This window comes from Aliiroseovarius sp. Z3 (genome assembly GCF_029105185.1).
Taxonomy (GTDB): Bacteria; Pseudomonadota; Alphaproteobacteria; order Rhodobacterales; family Rhodobacteraceae; genus Aliiroseovarius.
The window spans coordinates 107,917-134,344 of record NZ_JAFMZK010000001.1; the positions used below are offsets into that span (position 1 = coordinate 107,917).

At 58.7% G+C, this 26,428-nt stretch carries 26 protein-coding genes; 15 read left to right on the top strand and 11 right to left on the bottom strand.

All coding sequences use genetic code 11. The annotated features are described in order from the left end of the window. Window positions 1–69 precede the first annotated feature (69 nt). Window positions 70–1,782 carry an extracellular solute-binding protein gene (locus tag J3R80_RS00520; RefSeq protein WP_275392243.1) on the bottom strand — a complete coding sequence of 571 codons (1,713 nt, stop codon included), beginning with the start codon at window positions 1,780–1,782 and terminating at the stop codon, window positions 70–72. 469 nt (window positions 1,783–2,251) lie between these two features. On the opposite strand from J3R80_RS00520, the gene J3R80_RS00525 reads away from it, so the two are divergent. Then, complete coding sequence (locus J3R80_RS00525; protein ID WP_275391799.1) at window positions 2,252–3,037, top strand: 3-hydroxybutyrate dehydrogenase; 786 nt, start codon at window positions 2,252–2,254, stop codon at window positions 3,035–3,037. 6 nt (window positions 3,038–3,043) lie between these two features. After that, a complete protein-coding gene (locus J3R80_RS00530) occupies window positions 3,044–4,096 on the top strand; it encodes a patatin-like phospholipase family protein (RefSeq protein ID WP_275391800.1) in 1,053 nt (350 codons plus the stop codon). On the opposite strand, the gene J3R80_RS00535 is transcribed toward J3R80_RS00530, so the two are convergent. Then, entirely contained in the window at window positions 4,093–4,728 is a 636-nt protein-coding gene (locus J3R80_RS00535; RefSeq protein WP_275391801.1) for a LysE/ArgO family amino acid transporter, read from the bottom strand. The two genes, J3R80_RS00530 and J3R80_RS00535, sit on opposite strands and share 4 nt — an antisense overlap. Beyond that, window positions 4,725–5,468 (bottom strand): DUF502 domain-containing protein, encoded by a 744-nt coding sequence (locus J3R80_RS00540; protein WP_275391802.1) that lies wholly within the window; start codon window positions 5,466–5,468, stop codon window positions 4,725–4,727. Before J3R80_RS00540 ends, J3R80_RS00535 begins: the two co-directional genes overlap by 4 nt. Window positions 5,469–5,665: 197 nt before the next feature. Between J3R80_RS00540 and ligA the strand changes: the two genes are divergently transcribed. The 3 genes from ligA to J3R80_RS00555 all read left to right on the top strand — a co-directional run bounded on the left by ligA (window position 5,666) and on the right by J3R80_RS00555 (window position 10,146). Then, the gene (gene ligA / locus J3R80_RS00545; protein WP_275391803.1) at window positions 5,666–7,795 is read left to right on the top strand and encodes an NAD-dependent DNA ligase LigA; all 2,130 of its coding nucleotides are present in this window, start codon (window positions 5,666–5,668) and stop codon (window positions 7,793–7,795) included. Between the two features lie 3 nt (window positions 7,796–7,798). Beyond that, window positions 7,799–9,889: an ATP-dependent DNA helicase RecG gene (gene recG, locus J3R80_RS00550; RefSeq protein ID WP_275391804.1), complete on the top strand. Its 2,091-nt coding sequence runs from the start codon at window positions 7,799–7,801 to the stop codon at window positions 9,887–9,889. 134 nt (window positions 9,890–10,023) lie between these two features. Beyond that, the gene (locus tag J3R80_RS00555) at window positions 10,024–10,146 is read left to right on the top strand and encodes a hypothetical protein (RefSeq protein ID WP_275391805.1); all 123 of its coding nucleotides are present in this window, start codon (window positions 10,024–10,026) and stop codon (window positions 10,144–10,146) included. Window positions 10,147–10,332: 186 nt separating this feature from the next. On the opposite strand, the gene J3R80_RS00560 is transcribed toward J3R80_RS00555, so the two are convergent. After that, complete coding sequence (locus tag J3R80_RS00560; RefSeq protein ID WP_275391806.1) at window positions 10,333–10,764, bottom strand: iron-sulfur cluster assembly scaffold protein; 432 nt, start codon at window positions 10,762–10,764, stop codon at window positions 10,333–10,335. Between the two features lie 71 nt (window positions 10,765–10,835). Here J3R80_RS00560 and hisI point away from each other — a divergent pair, with 71 nt between their 5' ends. Further along, window positions 10,836–11,195 (top strand): phosphoribosyl-AMP cyclohydrolase, encoded by a 360-nt coding sequence (hisI, locus tag J3R80_RS00565; RefSeq protein ID WP_275391807.1) that lies wholly within the window; start codon window positions 10,836–10,838, stop codon window positions 11,193–11,195. A 67-nt stretch (window positions 11,196–11,262) separates the two neighbouring features. Here the strand turns inward: hisI and gluQRS are convergent, their stop codons facing one another. The 4 genes from gluQRS to gyrA are packed head-to-tail and all read right to left on the bottom strand — an operon-like array spanning window position 11,263 to window position 16,654. Next, window positions 11,263–12,105, bottom strand: a complete 843-nt coding sequence (gluQRS, locus tag J3R80_RS00570) for a tRNA glutamyl-Q(34) synthetase GluQRS (protein WP_275391808.1) — start codon at window positions 12,103–12,105, stop codon at window positions 11,263–11,265. Between the two features lie 14 nt (window positions 12,106–12,119). After that, window positions 12,120–13,466, bottom strand: coding sequence for a methylenetetrahydrofolate--tRNA-(uracil(54)-C(5))-methyltransferase (FADH(2)-oxidizing) TrmFO (trmFO, locus tag J3R80_RS00575; protein WP_275391809.1), 1,347 nt, complete (start codon window positions 13,464–13,466; stop codon window positions 12,120–12,122). 43 nt (window positions 13,467–13,509) lie between these two features. Further along, window positions 13,510–13,953: a VOC family protein gene (locus tag J3R80_RS00580; RefSeq protein WP_275391810.1), complete on the bottom strand. Its 444-nt coding sequence runs from the start codon at window positions 13,951–13,953 to the stop codon at window positions 13,510–13,512. Next, window positions 13,904–16,654: a DNA gyrase subunit A gene (gyrA, locus tag J3R80_RS00585; RefSeq protein WP_275391811.1), complete on the bottom strand. Its 2,751-nt coding sequence runs from the start codon at window positions 16,652–16,654 to the stop codon at window positions 13,904–13,906. The genes J3R80_RS00580 and gyrA overlap by 50 nt, the downstream gene beginning before the upstream one ends. A gap of 196 nt (window positions 16,655–16,850) precedes the next feature. On the opposite strand from gyrA, the gene ctaA reads away from it, so the two are divergent. Further along, window positions 16,851–17,999: a heme A synthase gene (ctaA, locus tag J3R80_RS00590; RefSeq protein ID WP_275391812.1), complete on the top strand. Its 1,149-nt coding sequence runs from the start codon at window positions 16,851–16,853 to the stop codon at window positions 17,997–17,999. A 12-nt stretch (window positions 18,000–18,011) separates the two neighbouring features. Then, entirely contained in the window at window positions 18,012–19,490 is a 1,479-nt protein-coding gene (locus J3R80_RS00595; RefSeq protein WP_275391813.1) for a carboxypeptidase M32, read from the top strand. 144 nt (window positions 19,491–19,634) lie between these two features. Here J3R80_RS00595 and J3R80_RS00600 read toward each other — a convergent pair whose 3' ends face one another. Next, the gene (locus tag J3R80_RS00600) at window positions 19,635–20,759 is read right to left on the bottom strand and encodes a P1 family peptidase (protein ID WP_275391814.1); all 1,125 of its coding nucleotides are present in this window, start codon (window positions 20,757–20,759) and stop codon (window positions 19,635–19,637) included. Window positions 20,760–20,991: 232 nt separating this feature from the next. Here J3R80_RS00600 and J3R80_RS00605 point away from each other — a divergent pair, with 232 nt between their 5' ends. Continuing rightward, entirely contained in the window at window positions 20,992–21,408 is a 417-nt protein-coding gene (locus J3R80_RS00605) for a VOC family protein (RefSeq protein ID WP_275391815.1), read from the top strand. A 6-nt stretch (window positions 21,409–21,414) separates the two neighbouring features. Here J3R80_RS00605 and J3R80_RS00610 read toward each other — a convergent pair whose 3' ends face one another. Together J3R80_RS00610 and J3R80_RS00615 are read right to left on the bottom strand one after the other, a co-directional pair. After that, window positions 21,415–21,630 (bottom strand): hypothetical protein, encoded by a 216-nt coding sequence (locus tag J3R80_RS00610; RefSeq protein WP_275391816.1) that lies wholly within the window; start codon window positions 21,628–21,630, stop codon window positions 21,415–21,417. An 11-nt stretch (window positions 21,631–21,641) separates the two neighbouring features. Beyond that, window positions 21,642–22,295, bottom strand: coding sequence for an alpha/beta hydrolase (locus J3R80_RS00615; protein WP_091430111.1), 654 nt, complete (start codon window positions 22,293–22,295; stop codon window positions 21,642–21,644). Between the two features lie 188 nt (window positions 22,296–22,483). On the opposite strand from J3R80_RS00615, the gene J3R80_RS00620 reads away from it, so the two are divergent. The 6 genes from J3R80_RS00620 (at window position 22,484) to J3R80_RS00645 (ending at window position 26,428) form a co-directional block, all read left to right on the top strand. Beyond that, entirely contained in the window at window positions 22,484–22,945 is a 462-nt protein-coding gene (locus J3R80_RS00620; RefSeq protein WP_275391817.1) for an Rrf2 family transcriptional regulator, read from the top strand. A 69-nt stretch (window positions 22,946–23,014) separates the two neighbouring features. Next, window positions 23,015–24,058 carry a cysteine desulfurase family protein gene (locus J3R80_RS00625; RefSeq protein WP_275391818.1) on the top strand — a complete coding sequence of 348 codons (1,044 nt, stop codon included), beginning with the start codon at window positions 23,015–23,017 and terminating at the stop codon, window positions 24,056–24,058. Window positions 24,059–24,084: 26 nt separating this feature from the next. Continuing rightward, window positions 24,085–25,608: a Fe-S cluster assembly protein SufB gene (gene sufB / locus J3R80_RS00630; protein WP_275391819.1), complete on the top strand. Its 1,524-nt coding sequence runs from the start codon at window positions 24,085–24,087 to the stop codon at window positions 25,606–25,608. A 30-nt stretch (window positions 25,609–25,638) separates the two neighbouring features. Then, window positions 25,639–25,851 carry a hypothetical protein gene (locus tag J3R80_RS00635; protein WP_275391820.1) on the top strand — a complete coding sequence of 71 codons (213 nt, stop codon included), beginning with the start codon at window positions 25,639–25,641 and terminating at the stop codon, window positions 25,849–25,851. Between the two features lie 2 nt (window positions 25,852–25,853). Then, window positions 25,854–26,120, top strand: a complete 267-nt coding sequence (locus tag J3R80_RS00640; RefSeq protein ID WP_275391821.1) for a hypothetical protein — start codon at window positions 25,854–25,856, stop codon at window positions 26,118–26,120. Further along, window positions 26,117–26,428 (top strand): heavy metal-binding domain-containing protein, encoded by a 312-nt coding sequence (locus tag J3R80_RS00645; protein WP_275391822.1) that lies wholly within the window; start codon window positions 26,117–26,119, stop codon window positions 26,426–26,428. Before J3R80_RS00640 ends, J3R80_RS00645 begins: the two co-directional genes overlap by 4 nt.

Genomic DNA, 26,428 nt, shown 5'->3' on the forward strand with positions numbered 1-26,428 from the left:
CCCGTTTTGCGTCTGGATTAACCCGGAAGTCTTACAGGGCCGTAACGCGGGGGCGGGGGTTGGGCAAGCCTATTCCTCGTACCACCAGATTTCGGGCTGAAAACCGAGATAGTCGCCATACATCGGCACACGTTCCGGGAATTTCAGCTCTTTCACATGGGCAATATGCGACAGGTCGGTGTAACCCAGAGGGATCACATAGCGACCAGCTGTCAACACGCGATCCAAAGCCTTGGTCGCCGCACGAAACTCGTCCTGGCCCTTGGCGTTCAGCATCGTATTGATCAACCCGTCAATGGCGGCACTTTTCACGCCCATCCAGTTGCGAGTGCCCTCCTTGTCTGCGCTCTCCGATCCCCAATAGAGCTTCTGTTCGTTGCCGGGGCTGAGCGACAAACCGCGCCAGTAATAGGCCATGTCGAAATCGAATGCGTTGGTCCGCTCTTTATATTGCGCACTGTCGATCGAGGTGATCGTGGGCGTGATGCCAAGGCGTTCCAGCGCACTGGCAAAGATGTCGATTTCCTGCCGGTTTTCAGATGATCCGGTGTTCAACAATATCTCGAACGTGAACGGCTGACCTTCCGCGTTTTTCATAACGCCATCCTGAACGGTCCAGCCAGCGTCTTCCATCAACTCCATTGCGCGGCGCAGACCATCACGGTTGCGCGCCGATCCGTCCGAGACGGGCAGGGCGTATCCTTCGACCGCACCTTCGGGCAGATCGTCATATTCCATAAGCATGTCACGCACGAGGCCCTCGGCCGGTTGGCCCGGCTCCATACCCAGAACCGAGTTATGGAAATAAGACAGGATGCGTTTCTTGGCACCTGCATTGATGCTTTGGTTGATGAACTCGAAATTGAACGCGTGGATCATCGCATCCCGCACCCGGATATCGGTAAAGGCCGGGCGGCGCGTGTTCATCACATAGCCCATGATGCCCGTGGGGCGCTGATGGGGAATATCCGACAAGACGATGTCGCCCGACTGAACCGCAGGGAAGTCGAACTGGGTGGCCCATTTCTGCAGGTTGGTTTCACGGTGGGTGGTGGCTTCGCCTGCCTTGAAAGCTTCGAATGTCACATCGCCATCGCCATAGTAATCGAAGCGGATTTCATCCAGATTGGCTTGCCCCCGCATGAAGGGCACATCCTTGCCCCAGTAATCGGGATTGCGCTTCAGGGTCAGATAGCGGCCGGGTTCAAAGTCTCCGATCATGTAAGGGGATGACCCGATGGGGATTACATCAATGCCCGAGGCTTCGAAATCCTTCCCCTCCCACTGTGCCTTTTTCAGGATGGGGCGCATCCCAAGAATAAGCGGCAATTCGCGATCTTCGGTATTGAAGGTGAATTTGACCGAGCGGGGCCCGGTCTGCTCCATCGTTTTGACACTGTTCCAGGCGCCGTGATAGCGGGGATGGCCAAGGGTTCCGAGCACCTCGTAAGACCACATCACGTCTTCGATGGTCAGGGGGCTTCCATCGGAAAATTTCGTGCCTTCGCGCAGGGTATATTCGACCCATGTGCGCTCGTCATTCGTTTCGACCGATTCGGCCAGAAGGCCATAAAGCGAGAACGGCTCGTCATAACTGCGGCCCATGAGGCTTTCAAACAGCATGAAACGCAGCTGCCACGGCGCGCCGCCCTTACGGATCACAGGATGCAGCGAATCATAGCTGCCGGCTTCGGCAAAGATGATTTTGCCGCCCTTGGGCGCATCGGCGTTCACATGGGGCAGGGACACAAAATCCGGTGGAAGGACAGGGTCACCATACATAGCTATGCCATGTTTGGGCTCTGCATACCCTATATGTGCGGCGAAGATCGACAGAGAAACCGCCCCGATCAGCCTGCGAAATGTCTTTGTGGGTGCTGCTCTCATCAACGTCATCTTCCTTCACATCCCTGATTTGGTTTGGGGAAACATTAGAGGTGTAAAATAGTCTTTTCAAACTTTTAGCTTGGAACGCGGCGCGTGACCGCTTATAAAGGTGTCACTGCTCGATAGGTTTCTTGCCTGTATGAAACCTGCCTCAATAACTTAACGCCCGCTTCGTGCGGGCGTTTTTTTTATGGTCGAAATCCAAATGACCTTATCGCCGGCCGAGACAAGAGAATCGTTGTGATGGTCACTGTCACAAAACCAACCTTCGAAAGACGCCGGAACGCGGATGGGAAACCGCTGGCGTGCAATGATCTTTGGGCTATGCTGCATCGCAACAAAAGTTTTCTGAGAAGGGATCACCATGGCCATCACGACATCGCTGGACGGCAAGACCGCGGTCATCACAGGATCAAATTCGGGTATCGGGCTTGGAATCGCGCGCGAAATGGCGCGGGCGGGTGCGGATGTTGTTCTGAATTCGTTCACCGACAACGACGAAGACCATGCGCTGGCCGGCGATATCGCCAAGGAATTCGGTGTTACGGCACGGTATATTCAGGCGGATATGTCAAAAGCCGATCAATGCCGCGCCCTGATCGAGAAAAGCGGGCAGTGCGATATCCTGATCAACAACGCCGGCATTCAGCACGTGGCCCCCGTCGATGAGTTCCCGACGGAAAAATGGGATGCCATCATCGCGATTAACCTGACTTCGGCCTTTCATACGATTGCAACGGCGCTGCCGATGATGCGAAAAGCCGGGTGGGGACGGGTGATCAACATCGCCTCGGCCCACGGGTTGACTGCGTCACCTTACAAATCCGCCTATATCGCGGCCAAGCACGGGATTGTCGGCCTGACCAAGACGGTTGGTCTGGAAACCGCCGAAGACCCGATCACCAGCAATGCGATCTGCCCGGGCTATGTGTTGACCCCGTTGGTCGAGGCGCAGATCCCCGACCAGATGAAGACCCACAATATGGGCCGGGACGAGGTGGTGCGCGATGTCATGCTGGCCCGCCAACCATCGAAAGAGTTCGCCACGGTGGAACAGATGGGCGGTACAGCGGTCTTCCTGTGTTCAGATGCGGCAGCGCAGATCACCGGCACGACCATTTCCGTCGATGGCGGCTGGACGGCCCTGTAACCCGCGATGGTAAAACCAAAGCGTATCAATCTGGCCCTTCAGGGCGGGGGTGCCCATGGCGCCTTTACCTGGGGCGTTCTTGATCGTCTGCTGGAAGACGAAGGGATCGAGATCGCGGGGATCTCGGGTACCTCGGCGGGTGCGCTGAATGGCGCGGCCCTGAAGGCCGGGTTGGTGGCGGATGGCAAAGGGCAGGATCGTGACGCCGCCCGCGCCAATCTGGATGCGCTGTGGCACAAGGTGGCCGGGGTGCACGATCTGCGCCTGACCTCGTGGTTTGCGCAGTTTGCCCCGCAGAACGAGCTGATCAGCCAAGCGTTTCAAGCCTCGCCCATGTTCATCTGGGCCGATATGGCCAGCCGCGTCGTCAGCCCTTATGCCTATGGGCCGTTCTATAAAAATCCCCTGCGCGATATTGTTGCGAGTTTCGACTATGACAAGGTTTGTGCCGATATTGGTCCGCGCCTGAATGTCTCGGCCACAAATGTGCGCACGGGTAAAATCCGGGTCTTTGGTGGCGACGAGATCAGCACGGATGCGATCCTTGCTTCGGCCTGTCTGCCGACGGTGTTTCAGGCGGTCGAAATGGTCGATCCGAAGACCGGCACAGACGAGGCGTTCTGGGATGGCGGCTATACCGGCAATCCGGCGCTGTTTCCGCTGTTCGATCCCGCGCTGCCCGCCGATATCGTGGTGGTGAACATCAACCCATTGTATCGACACGATATTCCACACAGTGGGGCAGACATTCAGAACCGGATCAACGAAATCAGCTTCAATTCATCGCTGCTGCGCGAGCTTCGGGCGATCAATTTTGTCAAACGCCTGATCGCGGCAGGGCAGCTGTCGTCAGGTCAGATGCGTGATGTTCTGGTGCACATGATTTCGGACGATGAACTGATGCGCGACCTCAGCACAGCGACCAAACTGGTGCCGTCGTCGGTGACGTTGCATCGGTTGAAAGATGCAGGCCGGGCGGCGGCAGATGCATTTCTTGTGGCGCATAGCAATGATCTGAACACACGCGGCACCGTCGATCTGGAAGAGATGTTCGGCTAACCGATCGACCCCGACACCACGCCCCGGATCAGCCCTGCTGCGATGGCCCACATGGTCAGTCCGATCACGACATCCAGCACCCGCCATGCGCTGGGTCTTTGCATGATGGGGGCCAGCAACCGTGCACCATATCCGAGCGAGAAGAAGAACACGAAGCTGGAGGTCACAGCTCCAGCGCCGAACGCCATTCGCTGCGCCCAATCGGCAAACGAGGTCGAGATTGCGCCAATCAGCCCAAGCGTATCCAGATAGACATGCGGATTGGCCCATGTGAAGGCAGCGGCAATGGCAATGACAGCGGCAAGAGACCGGGACTTCCCTGCAATCTCCATCGCGTAACTTCCTTTGATGGCGGCAAGAAACCGCATCGCCCCATAGACGATCAGAAATCCCGCCCCCGCCAGCGCCATGATCAGGGGCAGTTTGGGCCAGGCTTCGACCAAGGCGCCAAAGCCCAGCACACCGGCGGCGATCAACAGCGCATCCGAGGCCGCACAGAACAGGCACAGCCAAAACACATGCTGACGCAACAGACCCTGACGCAGAACAAAAGCGTTCTGCGCGCCAATCGCCAGGATCAGGGAAAAACCAGTTGCGAAGCCTGTGACTGCAGGCGTGACCAGATAAGTCATTTATCGGTGATTTCCGGGGGTGTCGTGGGGTCTTTCCCGTTTGGGTAAACAAGACCGGCAGAGATGACCAGCTTCGCCGCATCCTCGACCGTCATCTTAAGTTCGATGACGGAATGACGGGGCACAAACAACAGAAAACCCGAAGTGGGATTGGGTGTTGTCGGAAGAAACACCGATATGATGTCTTCGTCCACCGGGATACGCGTGTCAATCTCACCCTTGGCCTTTGTCGATATGAAGGCGATGGCCCAGATCCCCTTGCGGGGGTACTCGACCAGACAGGCCTTGTCGAACTTGGTTTCGGTCGATTGGCTGAAAATGGTCTCGGCAATCTGTTTGATGCCATTGTAAAGCGATCGCACGACCGGCATCCGGTCGACAAGGCTTTCCCCCCAGGCCAGAAACGACCGCCCGATCAGACCCTTGGCGATCCAGCCGACAAACACGGTGAAGAGCAGAAAGACCACGACGCCCAGTCCGCGGACGTTGATGCGCACATCCTCGCCAAACAGCATCTTGAACCATTCGCTGTCACCGAAAAACGTGTCGATCAGGCTGTCGGGATGATACCGCGCGGGCACAAAGGGCAGAACCCAGCTGTCGATCCAGCCCACGAAGGTCCAGATCATCCACATGGTCACAGCAATCGGCACCACAACAACAAGCCCCGCAAGGAAGTTGTTGCGCAGCCCGGCAAAAGGGCGCCGCTTGCGCTTCGCGTGGTCGTCGTGGTCGTTCATGAAAACCCGTTCCCCGGTGTTACCCAGCGAAACTTAGGCACTGCGCGGGGCGTCGGCAATAGGGGACAAGCGGTCATCACGCTGAATCACGCGGTTTTCAGGGCCTTGAAGCGGTTTCGTCATGCGGATGCTCTGCATCGGGGCTGGACGGGGCACGAGACGGGGCCTATCACATTGAAAACAGGTGTGGGGGAGCCATGCGCGCGACAGCCGAAACAGACGTAAAAGACCTGACCGAGGCGGCAGCCCGTGAAGAATTGATGCGGTTGGCCGAGCTGTTGTCTGCCGCAAACCGGGCCTATCACACCGACGACGCGCCAACGATTTCCGATGCTGAGTATGACGCGGCCAAACGGCGGAATGCGGCGATCGAGGATCGGTTTCCCCATCTGAAGCTCGCGGACAGTCCCACGGATCAGGTGGGGGCCACGCCATCCGAAGGGTTCGGCAAGATCACGCATGAGGTGCGGATGTTGTCGCTGGGCAATGCGTTTTCAGACGATGACGTGCCCGAGTTCGATGCCCGCATCCGATCATTTCTGGGGCTGGGTTCCGAGGCCGAACTTGCCTATACGGCGGAGCCGAAAATTGACGGGCTGTCGCTGTCCATCCGTTATGAAAAGGGCCGCCTGATCCATGCCGCAACGCGTGGCGATGGTGCGGTCGGCGAAAACGTAACCGAGAACGCACGGACGGTCGCGGACATTCCTGAAATGTTGGACGGCGCACCCGACGTGCTGGAGGTGCGGGGTGAAGTTTACATGTCGCATGAGGACTTCGCCGCCCTGAATGCGCGGCAAGCCGAACGGGGCGGAAAGACTTTTGCCAACCCGCGCAACGCCGCCGCCGGATCGCTGCGTCAGCTGGATGCAAAGATCACCGCAGACCGCCCGCTGCGCTTCTTCGCCTATGCTTGGGGCGCGCTAAGTGCTCCCTTGTCGGATACGCAATTGGGCGCGGTGGAGCGTCTGGCGGAACTAGGCTTTCAAACCAATCCGTTGACCCAACGCTTCACCGATCTGGAAGCGATGGTGGCGCATTACCACGCCATTGAAACCCAACGCGCTACATTGGGCTATGACATTGATGGGGTTGTCTACAAGGTCGATGATCTCGGGTTGCAAGCGCGTCTGGGCTTCCGTTCGACCACACCGCGTTGGGCGATTGCCCACAAGTTTCCGGCCGAACGCGCCTGGACCCGTCTGGAAGCGATCGACATTCAGGTGGGTCGCACCGGGGCGCTTAGCCCCGTGGCGCGTCTGACCCCGGTGACGGTGGGGGGCGTGGTCGTATCGAACGCCACCCTGCATAACGAGGATTACATCGCCGGTCGTGACAACAAGGGCGAGGTCATACGGGATGGGAAAGACATTCGCGTGGGGGATTGGGTCGAGGTTTATCGCGCCGGCGATGTGATCCCCAAGATCTCGGACGTGGACCTGTCGAAGCGGGCTAAGGATGCGCAGCCTTACGAATTTCCACAGACCTGCCCGGAATGCGGATCAGATGCCATCCGCGAAGAAGGCGACGCGGTGCGCCGCTGCTCGGGCGGGATCATCTGCCCCGCGCAAGCCGTTGAGAAGTTGAAACATTTCGTCAGTCGCGGGGCGTTTGACATCGAAGGTCTGGGCGCCAAACAGGTCGAGATGTTTTACCACGATGATACGCTGACCATCCGGGAACCCGCGGATATTTTCACCCTAGCGGCGCGGGATAAAAACAGCATTGCCCGCTTGAAGAACCGCGACGGCTGGGGCGACAAAAGCGCCGACAACCTGTTTGCCGCAATTGAAGATCGTCGCGCAATTCCTTTGAATAAAGTGATTTTCGCCCTTGGTATCCGCCATGTGGGCGAAAGTGCTGCAAACCTGCTGGCCCGCCATTACGGCACGTGGGACGCGTTCGAAACTGCCGTGACAGCAGCCGAACCCGACACGCCCGAATGGGATGATCTGGTTTCGATCGACGGTGTTGGGACGGTGATGGCCGGGTCGCTGGTCGCTGCGTTCTCGCAAAAGGCTGAGCGTGCTTCGATCGACAGGTTGGTGGCAGAGCTGGATGTGCAACCTGTCGCCGCCCCCAAGACAGATGGTAGCCCCGTGGCGGGCAAGGTCGTGGTGTTCACCGGAACGCTTGAAAAGATGACCCGCGCCGAAGCCAAGGCACGGGCCGAGGCGTTGGGGGCGAAGGTCTCTGGCTCGGTCTCAAGCAAAACCGACCTGTTGGTGGCCGGGCCGGGCGCTGGTTCGAAGGCCAAGAAGGCCGCCGATCTGGGGGTGGAAACCATCGACGAAGACGGCTGGCTGACCCTGATCGGGGACGCGTGATCCATGGCAACCCGGCCCGAAATCCTGTTTCCGCTGTTTGCCGATCTGGAAACCCTGGGCGGTATCGGAGGAAAGACCGCCAAGGCTTTGGGAACGCTGGGAATTGAGCTGCCGCGTGATTTGCTTTTTTGGCTGCCCCATGCGGGCATCGACCGCAAATTCCGCGCCTCGATCACCGAGGTGCAGCCGGGCGATATGGCGACGGTGGAAATTGACGTGGTGCAGCATCGACCCGGCCGCACGAAATCGGCGCCTTATCGGGTCGAGGTGCGCGACGCGCTGACGGCGTTCGAACTGGTGTTTTTCCATGCCAACGCGGCTTGGTTGGGTAAGCAACTTCCCGAAGGGGAAAAACGCGTGATTTCCGGCAAAGTCGAAAGTTTCGATGGCAAGCTGCAAATCGTCCATCCCGATTATATCGTGACGCCGAAAGATGCGGCCAGCATCCCGGATTTCGAACCGGTCTATCGCCTGACCGCCGGTGTGACCGGGCGCACGATCGCCAAGGGTGTGGGCGAGGTTCTGACCCGTCTTCCGACCCTGAAGGAGTGGATCGATCCGGAGTGGAAAAAACGCGAACACTGGCCTGACTGGCACAAGGCTCTGATGGCGGCCCATACGCCCGAAGGGGCCGATGACCTGTCGCCGCAATCGCCGACGCGCAGACGGCTGGCCTATGACGAGTTTTTCGCCCACCAACTGACGCTGGCGCTGGCCCGCGCCAAGGTGCGGCGCGGAAAGGGGCGGGTCAGCGTAGGCACGGGGGAGTTGCAGGCCAAGGTGCTGGCAGCCCTGCCTTACAAACCAACCAGTGCCCAGACCCGCGCGGTCGAGGAGATCGGTGCCGATCTGGCCTCGGGCAAGCGGATGAACCGTTTGTTGCAGGGGGATGTCGGGTCGGGCAAGACGCTGGTGGCGCTTCTGTCGCTGCTGATTGCGGTCGAGGCAGGCGGGCAGGGCGTGATGATGGCGCCCACGGAAATTCTGGCCCGCCAGCATCTGGAAGGTCTGCGGCCCTTGGCCGAGGCAGCCGGTGTCGTCGTTGAAATCCTGACCGGGCGCGACAAGGGGGGCGAGCGGCGCGCAAAGCTGGAGGCTTTGGCTAAGGGCGATATCCACATCCTTGTCGGCACCCATGCGGTGTTTCAGAAAGATGTCGAATTTCATGACCTTCGCCTGGCCATCGTCGATGAACAGCACCGCTTTGGCGTGGCGCAAAGGATGGAGTTGGGGGCGAAGGGGCAGGCCGCAGATGTGCTGGTGATGACCGCAACGCCCATCCCGCGCAGTCTTGCTCTGGCGCAATATGGCGACATGGATGTCTCGGTGCTGGATGAAAAGCCGCCGGGGCGCAAACCGATCAAGACGGTGTTGGTGTCCTCGGGCCGGATCGACGAGGTGGTCGAGCGGCTGCGTCGCGCGATGGCCGATGGGGCGCAGGCCTATTGGGTCTGCCCACTGGTCGACGAAAGCGAGGTCATGGACCTGACCGCCGCCGAAGAACGGTTCAAACACCTGCGCGCCGCCTTGGGTGAAGGCGTGGTGGGGATGGTGCACGGCCAGATGCCACCGGCCGAGAAAGATGCCGCGATGGCAGATTTCGTCGCGGGCAAGACCAAGCTGCTTGTGGCGACCACGGTGATCGAGGTCGGGGTGGATGTGCCCAATGCCTCGATCATGGTGATCGAACGGGCCGAGCATTTCGGACTGGCGCAGTTGCACCAGTTGCGCGGGCGGGTCGGGCGCGGGCAGGCGGCGTCGACCTGTCTGCTGATGTATCAACCGCCCCTGACCGAAGGTGGCGAAAAGCGCCTGGCGGTGATGCGCGACACCGAGGACGGGTTCGTGATCTCGGAGGCCGACCTTGCGATGCGCGGCGCGGGCGATGTGCTGGGCACCGCGCAGTCGGGCCTGCCACGGTTCTGGGTGGGTGACTTGGAACATCAGGCCGGGCTGATGGCGGTGGCCCAGAAAGACGCGCGGCTTTTGTTGCAACAAGACCCGGACCTGACCAGCCCGCGCGGCCACGCCGCCCGTGTTCTGCTCTGGTTGATGAGACAGGACGAGGCGATCCGTTTGATTTCAGTGGGTTAGCGCATCCGTTCTCAAAAGTTCACAAATGTTCTTAAAAAGTTCTTTACAAGACGCCTGAGAATATGCGAACAAAAGGGCAACAAAACGGATGGCAACCCCAAGATGCCACCAGACGAGAGAGCAGGAGATACACCATGTTGCATGACGTAAAAGCCGTATTGACCCGATCATCCGCCACCATCTGGCAGGATGCGATCGGGGGGATGTCCTTGCTTGTCGTGCTGTTTGGCGCGCTGCATCTGCCGGGGATGATCTGACCCCAAACCCAGTTTCTGCCAGCTCAGGGTCCGGACACTGCATCATGTCCCAATGTCGATGCGTCCAGACGGTTCACTGCCCGTCGCCTGTCCCACGTTCCGGTGTTTTGCCTCATTCCTGCACCGGACCCGGAAATCCCGAGCCGCAACTGCCGCCGCCTCCCTGCCAGGAGCGCGGCGGTTTTTTTATGTGGCGTCGATGGCGTTGAGCGTGGCGTCGAAAGGCAAAAGGATCGAGGCATGGCGATTCTTGAAATCCCTGGCCGGCAGCAGAACTTCGTACCCTTCAAAAGGCGCCGAGGGGACGGGGCCGTCCTTTGTCAGCATTGCATGCAGGGCGTCGCGGCCTTGTTGCAATGTCTCGCGATCCAGTCCGATCACGACTTTTCCCAGAATGGCGGCCGATGCCTGACCCAGCGCACAGGCCTTCACATTCTGCGCAAACTGGGAAACCGCACCATCAGTCAGAGCAACCCCGACAGTCACGGTCGAGCCACAGAGGGGTGAGCGCGCCTTGGCCTCTCCCTGCGGGTCCTGGAGAGAGCCAAGATGGGGAATGGCCGCGGCCAGGGCAAGGATATGTTTCGAATAAAGTTTGATTAGGTCGCTGTCGCTCATGCGTCCTGCCTTTTCCGTCGCGGTATCCCGGTCTACATAGGGTGTGGGCAGGCAATTGGAAAGGACGCGCCATGAAATTCGACGCCGGCAGTTTGCGATATGATGACAAGGGGTTGATCCCCGCCATCGCACAGGATGCACAGACAGGGGATGTGTTGATGATGGCTTGGATGAATGCCGAATCCGTCGAGCGCACGCTGGCGACGGGGCGCGTCACCTATTGGTCGCGGTCTCGTCAATCGTTCTGGGTCAAGGGTGAGACATCGGGGCACGTGCAGGAGCTGGTCGATTTTCGTGTCGATTGCGACCGTGATTGCCTGTTGGTGACGGTGCACCAAACTGGCCCGGCCTGTCATACCAACAGGCGCAGCTGTTTCTATACGTCTGTTCAGGACGGTGAAGAAGTAGAAATCATGGCGCCGATGGTCTGAGCCCTGCACCGGGGGTTTTGCACCCCCGGACCCCCGCAGGATATTTTTGGCCAGAAGAAACCGGGGATCAGAGGCCAACCATCTGGCGTATCTGATCAGGCGTTTTGCCTTCGTCGCGATAGGTCGAGATGGCGCGGGCATCATCCCGCTTGGCCAGACGTTTTCCGTTTTCATCGCGGATCAGCCGATGGTGATGATACGTGGGAACGGGCAGGTTCAGGAGGGTCAGCAGGATCACCTGAATGGCGGTGAAATCAAAGAGGTCTTCACCGCGGATCACATGGGTGATGCCTTGCGTGGCATCGTCGATGGCCGAGGCAAGGAAATAGGCGATGATGTCTTCCCCCTTGCGTGACAAGACCACGTCGCCAATCTGCTGTGCTGCCTGTTCGGGGTCGATATTATGGGCACCCTTGTGTGTTTTGCCTGTTTCCTGAAATCTCGGCAGGTCATCCGCCAGCAGAGCCAGGGCACGGTCAAGGTGAAGACGCAGCGCGTCGCCCTTATTGCGGTCAGACATTGCGCGCGATTTGCAGGTGCCGGGATAGACATCGTGCGGTTGACCTTCTTGCGGCGCGGACAGGGCGGCGCGAATATCGGCGCGGCTACACGAGCAGGGGTAGAGTAGATCGAGCGCCGCGAGTTGAGTGAGATAGCCGTCATAGGAGGTAAGTTGCGCAGATTGGCGCAGGACCGGTCCATCCCAGTACAGACCGAGCCAAGCCAGATCCTTGCGAATAAGCGCATCCCATTCAGGCTTGCTGCGCTGAAGGTCCGTATCCTCCATCCTCAGAAGAAACTGACCGCCTGCTGTGCGTGCCATATCGTGGCACAGCATGGCAGAATAGGCGTGGCCAAGATGCAGGGGGCCTGTTGGGCTTGGAGCGAAACGCGTTATGAAATCAGCCATATACGCGCGCACCTTCAAGCGGTCTGCGCCAGCCAGTTGACCCACGCGTCCTTGGCGCGATCCGTATAGGCCTTGTAGCGGTCTTTGCGTCCGCGTCGCCCGCCCTTTAGCCCGTCAACCGGGCGAAACAGACCGAAATTGACATTCATCGGTTGAAAGGACTTCGCCTCGGCCCCGCCGGTGATGTGGTGAATCAGCGCGCCCATGGCGGTATCCTGTGGCACCTCTGGCAGGGCTTTCCCATGGATCTCGGCGGCCGCAAGTCGCCCGGCCAGCAAACCCATCGCCGCGCTTTCCACATAGCCCTCGACGCCCGTGACCTGACCTGCAAACCTGAGATTGGGGCGCGATTTCAGGCGCATTTGGTGGTCCAGCAGTGTCGGCGAGTTCATGAACGTGTTCCGGTGTATTCCGCCCAGACGCGCGAAGGATGCGTTTTCCAGACCGGGGATCATCCTGAACACGTCGGTCTGTGCGCCGTATTTCATCTTTGTTTGAAAGCCGACGATATTATACAATGTTCCCAAGGTGTTATCGCGACGAAGTTGTACCACCGCAAAGGGTTTGTCATCCGGCTTATGGGCGTTGGTCAAACCGACCGGTTTCATCGGGCCGAACCTAAGCGTGTCACGCCCGCGTTCGGCCATCACCTCGATCGGCAGGCAGCCGTCGAAATAGGTGGCGGTTTCGCCCTCGTGAAACTCGGTTTTGTCGGCGGCGAGAAGCGCGTCGATGAAGGCTTCGTATTGGTCCTTGGTCATGGGGCAGTTCAGGTAAGCCTTCTGCTCTTCCTCGGTCTCCCCCTTATCATAGCGCGACTGCGCCCAAGCCACATCCATGTCGATGCTGTCGGCGTACACGATGGGCGCGATGGCGTCGAAAAAGGCCAGCCGATCCGTTCCGGTTTCGCGCGCGATCGCTTCGCCCAAGGCGGGGGACGTCAGGGGGCCGGTGGCGAATATCCAATGCCCGTCTGTGGGCAGTTCACTCACCTCATCATATTCGACACGGACATTTGGCAATGCGCGCAGCTTTTCCGTGACGTATTGCGCGAAGGCATCGCGGTCCACCGCCAATGCGCCGCCAGCGGGCAGGCGGTTCTGGTCGGCGCTGGACATGATCAGCCCATCAGCCTGACGCATTTCCCAATGCAGAAGACCCACCGCGTTTTGTTCATCGTCATCGGACCGAAACGAGTTCGAACACACCATTTCGGCAAAATCGCCAGTTTGATGTGCAAAGGTTTCGACCTTGGGGCGCATTTCGTGGATCACCACGTCCACGCCCATATGTGCGGCTTGCCATGCGGCCTCGGACCCGGCCATGCCGCCGCCCACGATGTGTAGTGTTTTGTCAGTCATGGGGTGCAGATAGGCGATCATCGTGCCGAAGGGAAGGGTGGGATTACGGCTTTGGCTGCATTAGATCCCATGGATTGCCGTGCAGGTCTTCAAACACCACAACCTTGCCATAGGGTTCATCACGCGGGGCTTCGCGGAAGGTGACACCCTGAGCCTTCATATGCGCAGCCATCGCGTCAAAATCATCGGTGAACAGGAAGTGGCCAACGCGACCTCCAGCCTGTTTACCGATGGTTTCAGCTTGCGCGCCCGTGGCTTTGGCGATCAGAAACGCTGTGTCTGCATCCGGCGTCGGGGCCATGCGCACCCAACGTTTGCCGCCGCCCATGTCGGTGTCTTCCAAAAGCTCGAACCGCAGCACATCGCAGAACCAGGCAATTGCACGATCATAATCATCGGTCAGGAAGGCAACCAGAGCCAGACGATTTGCCACGGGATCAGCTTTCGCTGCCCGTGACGTCGTTTGTCCCGCCTTCGCGGTCTTCATCCTCGGATTTTTCGGCAATCCGCGCGACCGACACGACCTCTTCCCCTTTGCCGGTGTTGAACACCTTGACCCCGCCGGCCCCGCGCGAGCGGAAGCTGATGCCGTTGACCGGGCAACGGATCGACTGGCCTTTCGAGGTGGCCAGCATGATCTGATCGTCGATCTCGATCGGGAAGCAAGCGACGATTTCGCCGCCTTTCATGGCCGCGACCCCTTGACCGCCACGTCCGCTGACGCGGTAGTCGTGACTGGAGTTCAGGTTGCCGATGCCGCCCTTGTTGATCGTAACAAGCAGATCGTTGGCCGCCAGCATCTCCTGATACCGCTCTTCCGACAGATCGCCCGAAACCTCGCCGTTTTCGTCGTCGGCAGTATCACTGCCCAATTCCGAGCGGAAACGCCTGATGAAAGCCGTGCGCTCTTCCGGGGTGGCCTCGAAATGGCGGATGACCGAGGCCGAGACGACCTCGTCCCCGTCATTTACCAGCTTGATGCCGCGCACACCGGTCGAAGACCGCGAATTGAAGACCCGCGCATCCGTCACGGGGAAGCGGATTGCCCGCCCGGCAGACGTGACCAGCATCACGTCATCGTTTTCATCGCAAATCCGGGCGTTGATCAGGCGGGTGCCTTCGTCTTCGCCTTCGAACTTCATCGCAATCTTGCCGTTGCGCATGACGTTGGTGAAATCCGACAGGCGGTTGCGTCGCACCGAACCCTTGGACGTCGCGAAAACGATTTGCAGATCGTCCCAGTCTTTTTCATCGCGATCCACCGGCAGGATGGCCGCGATCGAAACACCCGTCGGAATTGGCAGGATGTTCACCAGCGGCTTGCCCTTCGCGGTGCGGCCCCCTTGGGGCAGGCGCCAGGTTTTCAACTTGTAGGCCATACCGTCATCGGTGAAGAACAGTAGCTGAGTATGCGTATTGGCGACGAAAAGCGTGGTGATCGCATCCTCGTCCTTGGTTTGCATTCCCGACAGACCCTTGCCACCGCGTTTCTGCGCGCGGAAATCGGCCAGCGGCGTGCGCTTGGCCCATCCGCTTGCGGTTATGGTAACAACCATATCTTCGCGCTCGATCAGGTCTTCGTCGTCCATGTCGCCGGACCAATCGACGATTTCGGTGCGACGGGGGACGGTGTAAGCCTCTTTCACCTCGGTCAGTTCGTCCGAAATGATCGCCATGATCCGTTCGCGAGACCGAAGGATATCCAAGTAATCTCTGATCTTTGCAGCAAGTTCTTGAAGTTCGTCCGTCACCTCTTTCACGCCCATGGCGGTCAGGCGTTGCAGACGCAGCTCAAGGATCGCACGGGCCTGGGTCTCGGACAGGTTATATGTCCCGTCCTCGTTCATTTTGTGGGTCGGATCGTCGATCAGCTGGATGTATTCGGCGATATCCCGTGCGGGCCAACGACGCTCCATCAGCTTGGCGCGGGCGTCGGCCGGATCGTGCGAGGCACGGATGGTCGCGACCACTTCATCGACATTGGTAACGGCCACGGCCAGACCACACAAAACATGGCTGCGTTCACGCGCCTTGCGTAGTTCAAAAGCTGTTCGGCGTGTGACAACTTCTTCCCGGAAGCTCACGAAATAGCTCAGGAAATCACGAAGCGTCAGTTGCTCGGGCCGCCCGCCGTTCAGGGCCAGCATGTTGCAGCCGAACGAAGTTTGCATTGGCGTGTAGCGGAACAACTGGTTCAGCACGACCTCGGGCGTCGCATCGCGTTTCAGTTCGACTACCACGCGGACACCGATCCGGTCGCTTTCATCCTGAACTGACGAAATGCCTTCGATCCGCTTGTCCCGCACAAGTTCGGCGATCTTTTCGATCATCGAAGCCTTGTTCACCTGATAGGGGATTTCATCCAGCACGATAGCATAGCGGTCTTTGCGAATTTCCTCGATCCGCGTCTTGGCGCGCATGATGACGCTGCCACGGCCTTCCAGATACGCCTTTCGTGCGCCTGACCGGCCCAGCATGATGCCGCCGGTTGGGAAATCGGGGCCGGGGATGTAGTCCATCAACCCTTCCGAGGTCAGGTCGGGGTTCTCGATCAGCGCCAGCGTGCCGTCGATGACTTCGCCCAGATTGTGGGGCGGGATGTTGGTGGCCATACCGACAGCGATGCCACCCGCACCATTGACCAGCATGTTCGGGAAGCGGGCGGGCAGGACGGTCGGCTCAAGATCCTTGCCGTCGTAATTGTCCTGAAAATCGACCGTGTCTTTTTCGATGTCGGCCAGCAACGAGGCGGCCGGCTTGTCCATCCGCACTTCGGTATATCGCATGGCCGCAGCATTGTCGCCGTCCATTGATCCGAAGTTTCCCTGACCATCCAGAAGCGGCAGCGACATGGAAAACGGCTGCGCCATGCGCACCAACGCGTCATAGATCGCACTGTCACCATGCGGGTGGTATTTACCCATCGTGTCGCCCACCGGACGGGCAGACTTGCGGTACGGTTTGTCATGCGAATTCCCGGTCTCGTACATCGCATAGAGGATGCGGCGGTGCACCGGCTTCAAACCGTCGCGCAGATCAGGGATCGCCCGGCTCACGATCACGCTCATCGCGTAATCGAGATACGAGGCTTTCATCTCTTCTTCGATGGTGATCTGAGGACCGTCGTAATGGGGACGTTCAGGCTGCATTTCGTCTGTCTGCTCAGGGGGTTCTGGGGTGTCTGTCACGTTGTCCGCCGTTTTGGTGTGTTTCACACTATATGTTGTTCGGGTGACTATATCATCGGGCCAATAGCAGGGGCAACCAAAAGGACCGGAATTGACCGGGAAACAGGCCGAATTTCATGGATTTTCTTGGGGCTTGCCCCCTTGGCAATCTGGCCCAAGTAAACGAGTATCGCGCCAAAGCCTATGGGAGAGCCGTATGTCCAAACCCCGCAGCATTTTTGAAGAAGTCAGCGACGACAGCACCGCGTCGCGCACCGCCCCGAAAGCGGGGATGATCGAGCGGGGGGCAGGCGGCGGGGCTGCGCGCAGAGCCGTTCGGCTGTGGCTGATGCTTCTGTTCGTGTTGGTTGCGTTGATGGTTGTGGTCGGCGGTCTGACGCGACTGACGGATTCGGGTCTGTCGATCACCGAATGGGCCCCGTTCACCGGGGCGATGCCGCCGATGAACGATGCCGATTGGGCGGCGGAATTTGAGAAATATCAGCAGATACCCGAGTTCAAGTTGCAAAACTCGGGTATGGAGGTGGCCGATTTCAAATCCATCTACTGGTGGGAATGGGGCCATCGCCAATTGGGCCGTTTCATCGGTCTGGTTTGGGCCATTGGCTTCTTTGGCTTTCTGGCTGCGCGTAAGATTCCCAATGGTTGGACCGGCCGGTTGTTGCTTCTTGGGGCGCTTGGGGGGGCGCAGGGGGCGATTGGCTGGTGGATGGTCTCCTCCGGCCTGTCTGGGGACCGGGTCGATGTGGCATCATATCGACTGGCGATCCACTTGGGTCTGGCCTTCGTCATACTGGGCCTGATCGCATGGTACGTGCTGATGTTGGGCCGGAAAGAGGCCAGCCTCATGGCCGCAAGGCGCGGGCGCGAGAGCAAATTGTTCGGCATGGGAACCGGCCTGATGCATTTGGCGCTGTTGCAGATCCTTTTGGGCGCACTTGTTGCCGGGATTGATGCCGGTCGCAGCTTTGTCGACTGGCCGTGGATGGCGGGTCAGTTTTTCCCGCCGGATGCGTTCGACCTGAGCCCGGTCTGGCGCAACTTCTTTGAAAACGCGGGACTTGTGCAGTTCATGCATCGGATAACGGGCTATTTGCTGGTTATCTATGTGATTGTCGTTTGGCGCGTCTCGCGCCGATCGGGCAACCAGATGGTGCGGTCGGGTTTCACGCTTGCCGCGCTGATGGTACTGGGGCAGGTGGTGCTGGGCATCACCACGGTGTTGCAGGCATCCCCTTTGCATGTGGCGATCACCCATCAAGTAGGCGCCATCCTGACCTGGGTTCTGATCCTGAACGCCCGGTTCCTGGCGGGCTACCCCGCTGAGCAATCCATTCGAAAGTGAGGGGACTACTACATGACCGCATTTGACGAGTTGATGGGCTTTCAGCGCGACACACAGGCGCTGGCTGAAATCGCTGGCCGCCTTGGCTGGGATCAGGAAACCGTGATGCCAGAAGGGGCAGCGCCCCAGCGCGCAGAAGAAATGGCCGCGATGGAGAACATCCTGCACGCGCGGCGGATTGATCCAAGGATTGCCGATTGGCTAAGCGCCATCGACAAAAGCGACCTGTCACCCGTCGATGCCGCCCAGATACGCGAGATCAAGCGGGCACGGAGCCGGGCGCTGAAAGTGCCGGTGGATTTGTCGATGGCAATCGCGCGCGCGACGTCGGCCGCTCAGCGCAAGTGGGCCGACGCGCGTGCCAAGGATGATTTCAAGGCCTTCCAACCCGTATTGGAAGAGATTGTGTCGCTGCGTCGGGAAGAAGCCGCAGCGCTCGCGGATGGCGGCGATCTGTACGATGCGCTTCTGGACGATTACGAACCGGGCGCGTCGGGTCAGGACATACAAACCATGTTCGATGCGATGCGCCCCCGGTTGGTAAAATTGCGTGATGCCGCCCTTGGATCGGACCACCAGCCCGAAAAGGTGATCGGCACATATCCCGCCGGAAAACAGATGAAACTGTCTGCCAAGCTGGCACGCAGTTTTGGCTATGACCTGACCCATGGACGGATCGACAAGGCGGTGCATCCGTTCAGCTCCGGGTCGGGTCTGGACGTGCGCATCACAACGCGCACCAACGAAGCCGATCCGTTCAACTGCATCTACTCGACCATTCACGAGGTCGGTCACGCCTGCTATGAACAAAACGTCGATCGCGCCTTCTTACTGACGCCGATTGGATGCGGTGCGTCCATGGGGGTGCATGAAAGCCAGTCGCGGATTTACGAGAACCAGCTTGGCCGCTCGCGCGCTTTTGCGTCCTGGCTTTTTGACCGGATGGAGCATCGCTTTGGCTATGCTCCGGCCAGCAATGCGGATGCGTTTTTCGGCACGGTCAACCAGCTTGAGAAGGGCTATATCCGCACGGAATCGGATGAGGTGCAGTATAACCTGCATGTTATGCTGCGCTTCGACCTGGAGCGCCGCCTGATCGCAGGGCAACTGGACGTGGCGGATCTGGAAGAGGCGTGGAACACGCGCTTTGCCGCCGATTTCGGATACGAGGTCGATAAAGCCTCTAACGGCGTGTTGCAGGATGTGCATTGGGCGGTGGGGCTGTTTGGCTATTTCCCAACCTACAGCCTTGGCAATGTTTACGCTGGTTGCTTGCACGAAGGATTGCGCAAGGATTGCCCCGATCTGGATGCCCAACTGGCACAGGGCAAGGCCAGCTATGCGACCGACTGGCTGCGCGACAAGGTCCAAAAGCACGGCGCGCTTTATGCGCCGAACGAGGTGATCGAACGGGCAACCGGCAAACCCGTATCGGTCGAGCCGTTGCTGTCGTATCTCGAAGCCAAGTTTGGCGAGATTTATCGGATTTGATGGTAGAATCTTGATTGATTTAGCGCTGAGCAATTCGGGGCTTGGCGACTACGAGACTATGGCGGCTATGCGGACGAAGTGTGCATTCGACACTGTTGATCTAAGGTCGGCTTTGTGGCTGGTCGGGAGGCTATCCCCTTGGATCTACGATCCTACGCGCAAGAGTTCTCCATGTGGAATTGCCGGCACAAAGTTGTCGTCGCGACCGGTCATGTCCGAATTTGCGATCATACTGTTCAGTATCGCCTCTTCAGTGGATTGGACGACCGCCTCGAAGAACCTGTCAAGATGTTCATCCGGTACCATCTCAAGGCGAAGCAACCGTTCGGAAGCGCGAAAATCCGGAACCTTGTTCGCCGTCGAAAATGCCAAGAAGATGTCTCCGGACCCATGTCGGGCAATGCCACCCGTTTTGCCGACCCCAAGCGTCGCCCTGCGCGCCAAGCGTTTCAGTTGATGCGGCAGCATTGGCGCGTCAGTCGCGACAACGACGATGATCGAACTTAGATCAGGGTCATGAGTATTCCTGACCATAGCGGGTTCTTTCATCTCTTTGCCCAGAGGATAGCCCAGTACGGTCAGGTCTGTCCGGCCGCCAAAGTTGGCCTGAACAAATGTGCCGACCGTATAAGTGCAGCCATCAAACTGCACCAACCGCGAGGAAGTCCCTGATCCAGCCTTGAAACCAAAGCACTTCATCCCCGTGCCGCCACCAACACTGCCCTCTTGTATCTGACCAGTCGTGGCATGTTCGATTGCGGAAATTACATGTGCGTCTGCAACGTGAAACCCGTTGATGTCATTCAGAAATCCATCATAGGTTTCGGCGGCGACCGGAAGCGCAAAACCTTCGGCATAGACGTCAGGGAACCTTGCGGCAGCCCATTTGATGACCGCATCACGTGCAAGACCGCAGGAATGCGTATTTGTAATAGCTATCGGCAAGGAGAGCTTTCCAGCTTCCTCAATATAGTGCGACCCGGTAAGCTCTCCGTTTCCGTTCAAACTGAATATGCCTGCCATTACTGGATCGCAAAGCTGATCTGTCGGTCTGGGCAAGATGGCTGTCACCCCGGTTCGTACTGGCCCAGAACCGACTTCGAGTGCGCCGTTGCCACTGATCAGCGTCGTGTACCCAACTGAAACACCTTCGACATCTGTAATCGAATTCCACTGCCCTGTGCTACCGTCGATCTTCAGACCGAGTGATCTGGCCCGCAGCGTTTTGGGCCTTTCAGACCGGCCAAGGTCACTTGTCTCAGTTTTCACACTGTTTTGCTACCTGATGAATTGATCTCGTCAGCCTAGATCAGAAATCATCTGCATTTCAAACGCTCAATTTCGATGAGCGCGCGTTAAGACCGAATTGACGATTTGCTTGAAGTTACTTGGCTAGACCTGACGTTCGACGAGTCCGCAGCATTTGGGAGGTTTGGGCTCAAAGCAGACACTCAACAAACAGTTGTCTGTGGTATCATCTCGATGATCAGGAGGATTCCACATGGCAAAGGTAACCGGCATCGGAGGCGTGTTCATAAAGTCAGCAGGCGATGGCGCATCGCTGGCGAATTGGTACCGGGATCATTTGGGGATCGAACTGTCCGATTTTGGTGGCTCTGTTCTGAAATGGAACGACGACAACGCCAATGACGGCGGTCTGACGGTCTGGGCAACGGCCGACAGGGACAGCACTTGGTTCGCGCCAAGCACTACTGGTTTCATGATCAATTACCGGGTGGATGATCTGGACGGTTTGCTTGCCCATCTGAACGCAGCAGACGTGCAGATCGTCGCCGGACCCGAGCGTCATGAGAATGGCGATTTCGCATGGATCATGGACCCCGACGGCAACAAGATAGAGCTCTGGCAACCGTGTGAATGGGATGATGCCCGGGTGAAACCTTCAGATCCGTCCTGATCCTGATCAGGTCAGCTTCTTCAACAGCTGCTTCAGATGCGCCCGCCCGCGCGCTTCGGCGCGTCGGATGCGAACGGCGGTCATGAACGCCTCTTCCAGCGTAGTCGAAGAGGATCCGATGGTTTTCTTGATCTCGTCAACCAGGTCTTCATTGCCCGTCAGATCAACCGCTTCCAGCACGTCCCTGGCCATGGCGTCTGCGACTTGTTCAAGAAGATCCATCGGTGCCCCGTTCAGCGAGTCGTTTCTGTCAGACGGCGACGGACATATTCATCCACATGGGTGATCATCGTGTCCATATGGTCGTTTTCAAAGAAGTGACCGGAGCGTTCGATCTCGGTATGGGTGATGGTGATGCCCTTTTGTTCATGCAGTTTGTTCACCAGCGCATGGGTGTCTGCCGGAGGGGCGACCCGGTCAGCCGTGCCGTTGATGATCAGGCCGGAGCTCGGGCAGGGCGCAAGGAAGCTAAAATCATACATGTTCGCCGGTGGGCTGACCGAGATGAAGCCGGTGATCTCCGGGCGTCGCATCAAAAGCTGCATGCCGATCCACGCACCGAAGCTAAAGCCAGCAACCCAGCAATGCTTGGCGTTCTGGTTCATGGATTGCAGGTAATCCAGTGCCGAGGCTGCGTCGGACAGCTCGCCCACGCCCTGATCGTATTCACCCTGGCTGCGCCCAACGCCACGGAAATTGAACCGGAGCACGTTGAATCCCATATTATGGAACGCATAGTGCAGGTTATAGACAACCTTGTTGTTCATCGTCCCACCAAACTGCGGATGCGGATGCAGGATGATGGCGATGGGGGCGTCTTTTTCTTTCTGTGCGTGGTAGCGGCCTTCAAGACGGCCTTCGGGGCCGGGGAAAATCACTTCGGGCATTCGGTCGTAGCCTCTTCTTTTCGTCAGATCCTGCGTCGTGCTGCCACTGCCAGCTTTCTTGACGCTTCCGGACCCGCACCATAATACAGGGGTGGCGATTTGGCGGGTGCAGAACCCGCCTTTGCCAGTCCTAAGTGACCTAGTGGTGATAGTCCAAAAGGTCAATGTTTTTGCGGGGAGGTTACGCGATGAAGCTGTCAACCAAGGGGCGTTATGCGATGGTCGCGCTGGCTGATCTGGCGTTGCAGGACAACGGCAGCCTGCTTTCGCTGACCGATCTTGCCAAGCGGCAGGATATTTCCTTGCCTTATCTTGAGCAACTCTTCGTCAAGCTGCGTCGCGCCGGTCTGGTCGACAGCGTGCGCGGACCGGGTGGCGGTTACAGACTGGCGCGCGCTGCGTCAGATATTCGCGTGTCAGAGGTGCTTGAGGCCGTGGACGAAACCGTGTCCGCCATGCACAAGGGAGCAGGGGCGTCAGGCGCAAGTTCAGGCTCGAAGGCGCAATCGATGACCAATCGGTTATGGGAAGGCCTGTCGGCTCATGTCTATGTGTTCCTGCATCAGACGCGCCTGTCTGACGTGGTGAAGAACGAACTGACCCCATGCCCCGCCGTGCCGACGCTGTTTGCGGTGGTGGACGAGGACTAAGCTGCTGCGCGGCGATTCAAAGCCTTCGGCGAGGATATTTGTAACAAGAAAACGCGAAGGAGTGCGCCGGTGAGCCGTGTGTATCTTGACTGGAACGCCACGACGCCCCTGCGCCCCGAGGCACGCGACGCGATGATTGCGGCGATGGATGTGGTGGGCAACCCGTCTTCGGTCCATGCGGAGGGACGCGCGGCGAAAGGGTTGATCGAACGGGCGCGCAAGGATCTGGCGGCGGCCTTGGGGGCCGAGGGCGCGGATATCATCTTTACCTCGTCAGCGACCGAGGCGGCGGCGCTGGCCTTGCAAGGCCGTGGTATCGTCTGCGCTGGGATCGAACATGACGCGGTGCGCAGTTGGTGCGACGAAAGCCTGACCGCCAGTATCGACGGCGCGGTGTCGGTGCCCGACCCGGCCCGTAGCGCGTTGCAGCTTGCAAACTCGGAAACCGGGGTGATCCAGACCCTGCCGGACGGGCTGTTTCTGACCGATGCGACGCAGGCGTTTGGGAAGATTCCGTTTGCGTTCAACTGGTGCGGGGCGCAGATGGCGATTGTCTCGGCACACAAGCTGGGCGGGCCGAAAGGTGTAGGCGCTTTGGTGGTTAAGCGCGGCACGGATATCGAGGCGCGTATAAAGGGCGGCGGGCAGGAAATGGGCCGCCGCTCGGGCACGGAAAACGTGGTGGGCATTGCCGGGTTTGCAGCCGCAGCAAAGGCCGCACAGGCGGATTTGGAGCGGGGCACCTGGGACTGCGTGGCAAAATTTAGAAAGATTCTAGAAAACACCATTGCGGAATCGGCAAAAGAGACTATTTTTGTCGGGAAAGACGCGAACAGGCTTCCCAATACTTCGTGCTTCATCACTCCGGGCTGGAAGGGTGAAACGCAGGTGATGGTGATGGACCTTGCCGGGTTTGCGGTTTCCGCAGGCTCGGCATGTTCATCGGGGAAGGTGAAATCCAGCGCCGCCTTGGTGGCAATGGGCTTTGACCGGGAACAGGCGGGATGCGCTTTGCGTGTCTCGCTTGGCCCTGTGACACATGAGGATGAGGTGCATGCCTTTGCCGAGGCATGGATCAGGGAATACGAGAAATTCCGGGCGCGGGGGCGTTAAGCCGCCGAACCGGATGAAAGGACAACATGGCCGGTGCAGATGAACTGAACGTCAAGGAAGGCGTAGAAGAAGAAACCGTCGCGGCGGTGAAATCGCTGGCCGGGCAATACAAGTACGGCTGGGAAACCGAGATCGAGATGGAGTATGCCCCGAAGGGCGTCAATCCCGATATCGTGCGACTGATTTCCGAGAAGAACGAAGAGCCTGAATGGATGACCGAATGGCGTCTGGGGGCCTTTGCGCGCTGGGAAAAGATGGTCGAACCGGAATGGGCGATGCTGAACTATCCCGAGATCGACTTTCAGGATCAGTATTACTATGCCCGCCCGAAGTCGATGGAGGTCAAGCCCAAGTCGCTGGACGAGGTCGACCCCAAGCTGCTGGCCACCTATGAAAAACTGGGCATTCCGTTGAAGGAACAGATGATCCTGGCCGGTGTCGAAGGTGCCGAAGACGTGCCCGCCGAAGGCCGCAAGGTGGCCGTGGACGCGGTGTTTGACTCGGTGTCTGTGGGGACCACGTTTCAGGCCGAACTGAAAAAGGCCGGTGTCATCTTCTGTTCGATTTCGGAAGCGATCAAGGAACACTCGGAGCTGGTCAAGAAATACCTGGGTTCGGTCGTGCCGGTCAGCGACAATTACTATGCGACGCTGAACTCCGCCGTGTTCTCGGACGGGTCTTTCGTCTACATCCCGCCCAACACCCGCTGCCCGATGGAGCTGTCGACCTATTTCCGTATCAACGCGGAGAACACTGGCCAGTTTGAGCGCACGCTGATCATCGCCGATAAAGGCAGCTATGTCAGCTACTTGGAGGGCTGTACCGCGCCGCAACGCGACACCGCACAGTTGCACGCCGCCGTGGTGGAAATCATTGTCGAAGAAGATGCCGAGGTGAAATATTCGACCGTCCAGAACTGGTTCCCCGGCGACGAGGACGGCAAGGGCGGCATCTATAACTTCGTGACCAAACGCGCCGATTGCCGGGGTGATCGGTCGAAGGTGATGTGGACGCAGGTGGAAACCGGGTCCGCGGTGACGTGGAAATACCCGTCCTGCCTGCTTCGTGGCAATGAAAGCCAGGGCGAGTTCTATTCCATCGCGATCACCAACAACCACCAGCAGGCCGACACCGGCACCAAGATGGTGCATCTGGGGCGGGATACGAAGTCACGGATCGTGTCCAAGGGGATTTCGGCAGGCGTGGCGCAGAACACCTATCGCGGTCTTGTGTCGATGCACCCGAAGGCCAAGAACTCACGAAACTACACGCAGTGCGACAGCCTTCTGATCGGCGACAAATGCGGGGCGCACACGGTGCCTTATATCGAGGTGAAGAACAATTCCTCGCGGGTCGAGCACGAGGCGACAACCTCGAAGGTAGATGAAGAACAGATGTTCTATTGCCGCCAGCGGGGCATGGATGAAGAAGAGGCCGTGGCCCTGATCGTCAACGGGTTCGCCAAGGAAGTGCTGCAAGCCCTGCCGATGGAGTTTGCCATGGAGGCGCAGCAGTTGGTTGCGATTTCGCTGGAAGGCTCCGTGGGCTAGCTCCCACCCCGATTGATCCGAGGATTGGCCATGGAACAACACAACAAAGGTCAGGCATTCTGGGCCAGCGTTGAATCGGCGCTTCCCTATGTGCTGCCGGCCATCGGCGGGGCGCTGGCGGTGATCTACATCAACACCCACAAGATGGACCAGCTGAACCCGATGATCTGGATCCCGCTTGGCATCTTTCTGGGCTGGGCGGCGTCGCGCGGCGTTATGAAACTGTTGGATATGTGGCGCTGACGATGAGAAAAGGTAACGATATCAGGATTTTTTCGCCAGAAGTTCGAGTGCACATGATGATCGGTGCGATGTTTCCAATTGCGTTTACTGTTCCGGTATTGGTTTGCATTGCTCTTTGGCCAGCGCCTGGCGAGAGCAACCTGTGGAAAGTCACAGCAATTCTGGCTGCAGCGAGCAGTTTTGTCGCGATGAAAGCTATCTTTATGTATTTTTCAACGCGAGAAGCTCAGCTTAGTGCCGCTGTCCGGTATGGAGAGGATAATCAATGATCATCACCACGACCCCATCCGTCGAGGGCCATCCCATCGTCACCTATCACGGTATCGTCACCGGTGAAGCCATTCTGGGTGCCAACATTTTTCGCGACATCTTTGCACAGGTGCGCGACATCGTGGGCGGCCGCTCGGGCGCGTATGAAGAGGAACTGGGCCGGGCGCGCAAGACCGCGCTGGTCGAAATGGAAGAACATGCGGTGTCCCTGGGCGCCAACGCGGTCGTGGGCGTGGACCTCGACTATGAAGTGATCAACAACATGCTGATGGTGTCGGCCTCGGGCACGGCTGTCACTGTTTCGTAA

Bases quoted from the DNA above. Each gene is read 5' to 3' on its own strand.
- J3R80_RS00540 (WP_275391802.1), bottom strand. From the start codon at position 5,468: ATGAACGACCACGACGACCACGCGAAGCGCAAGCGGCGCCCTTTTGCC.
- J3R80_RS00535 (WP_275391801.1), bottom strand. From the start codon at position 4,728: ATGACTTATCTGGTCACGCCTGCAGTCACAGGCTTCGCAACTGGTTTT.
- recG (WP_275391804.1), top strand. From the start codon at position 7,799: ATGGCAACCCGGCCCGAAATCCTGTTTCCGCTGTTTGCCGATCTGGAA.
- J3R80_RS00610 (WP_275391816.1), bottom strand. From the start codon at position 21,630: ATGGATCTTCTTGAACAAGTCGCAGACGCCATGGCCAGGGACGTGCTG.
- J3R80_RS00640 (WP_275391821.1), top strand. From the start codon at position 25,854: ATGAGAAAAGGTAACGATATCAGGATTTTTTCGCCAGAAGTTCGAGTG.
- J3R80_RS00645 (WP_275391822.1), top strand. From the start codon at position 26,117: ATGATCATCACCACGACCCCATCCGTCGAGGGCCATCCCATCGTCACC.
- J3R80_RS00560 (WP_275391806.1), bottom strand. From the start codon at position 10,764: ATGAGCGACAGCGACCTAATCAAACTTTATTCGAAACATATCCTTGCC.
- J3R80_RS00580 (WP_275391810.1), bottom strand. From the start codon at position 13,953: ATGAAGACCGCGAAGGCGGGACAAACGACGTCACGGGCAGCGAAAGCT.
- J3R80_RS00615 (WP_091430111.1), bottom strand. From the start codon at position 22,295: ATGCCCGAAGTGATTTTCCCCGGCCCCGAAGGCCGTCTTGAAGGCCGC.
- J3R80_RS00525 (WP_275391799.1), top strand. From the start codon at position 2,252: ATGGCCATCACGACATCGCTGGACGGCAAGACCGCGGTCATCACAGGA.
- J3R80_RS00620 (WP_275391817.1), top strand. From the start codon at position 22,484: ATGAAGCTGTCAACCAAGGGGCGTTATGCGATGGTCGCGCTGGCTGAT.
- hisI (WP_275391807.1), top strand. From the start codon at position 10,836: ATGAAATTCGACGCCGGCAGTTTGCGATATGATGACAAGGGGTTGATC.
- J3R80_RS00595 (WP_275391813.1), top strand. From the start codon at position 18,012: ATGACCGCATTTGACGAGTTGATGGGCTTTCAGCGCGACACACAGGCG.
- J3R80_RS00605 (WP_275391815.1), top strand. From the start codon at position 20,992: ATGGCAAAGGTAACCGGCATCGGAGGCGTGTTCATAAAGTCAGCAGGC.
- gluQRS (WP_275391808.1), bottom strand. From the start codon at position 12,105: ATGGCTGATTTCATAACGCGTTTCGCTCCAAGCCCAACAGGCCCCCTG.
- sufB (WP_275391819.1), top strand. From the start codon at position 24,085: ATGGCCGGTGCAGATGAACTGAACGTCAAGGAAGGCGTAGAAGAAGAA.
- J3R80_RS00555 (WP_275391805.1), top strand. From the start codon at position 10,024: ATGTTGCATGACGTAAAAGCCGTATTGACCCGATCATCCGCCACCATC.
- J3R80_RS00520 (WP_275392243.1), bottom strand. From the start codon at position 1,782: ATGTATGGTGACCCTGTCCTTCCACCGGATTTTGTGTCCCTGCCCCAT.
- ctaA (WP_275391812.1), top strand. From the start codon at position 16,851: ATGTCCAAACCCCGCAGCATTTTTGAAGAAGTCAGCGACGACAGCACC.
- ligA (WP_275391803.1), top strand. From the start codon at position 5,666: ATGCGCGCGACAGCCGAAACAGACGTAAAAGACCTGACCGAGGCGGCA.
- J3R80_RS00635 (WP_275391820.1), top strand. From the start codon at position 25,639: ATGGAACAACACAACAAAGGTCAGGCATTCTGGGCCAGCGTTGAATCG.
- J3R80_RS00530 (WP_275391800.1), top strand. From the start codon at position 3,044: ATGGTAAAACCAAAGCGTATCAATCTGGCCCTTCAGGGCGGGGGTGCC.
- trmFO (WP_275391809.1), bottom strand. From the start codon at position 13,466: ATGACTGACAAAACACTACACATCGTGGGCGGCGGCATGGCCGGGTCC.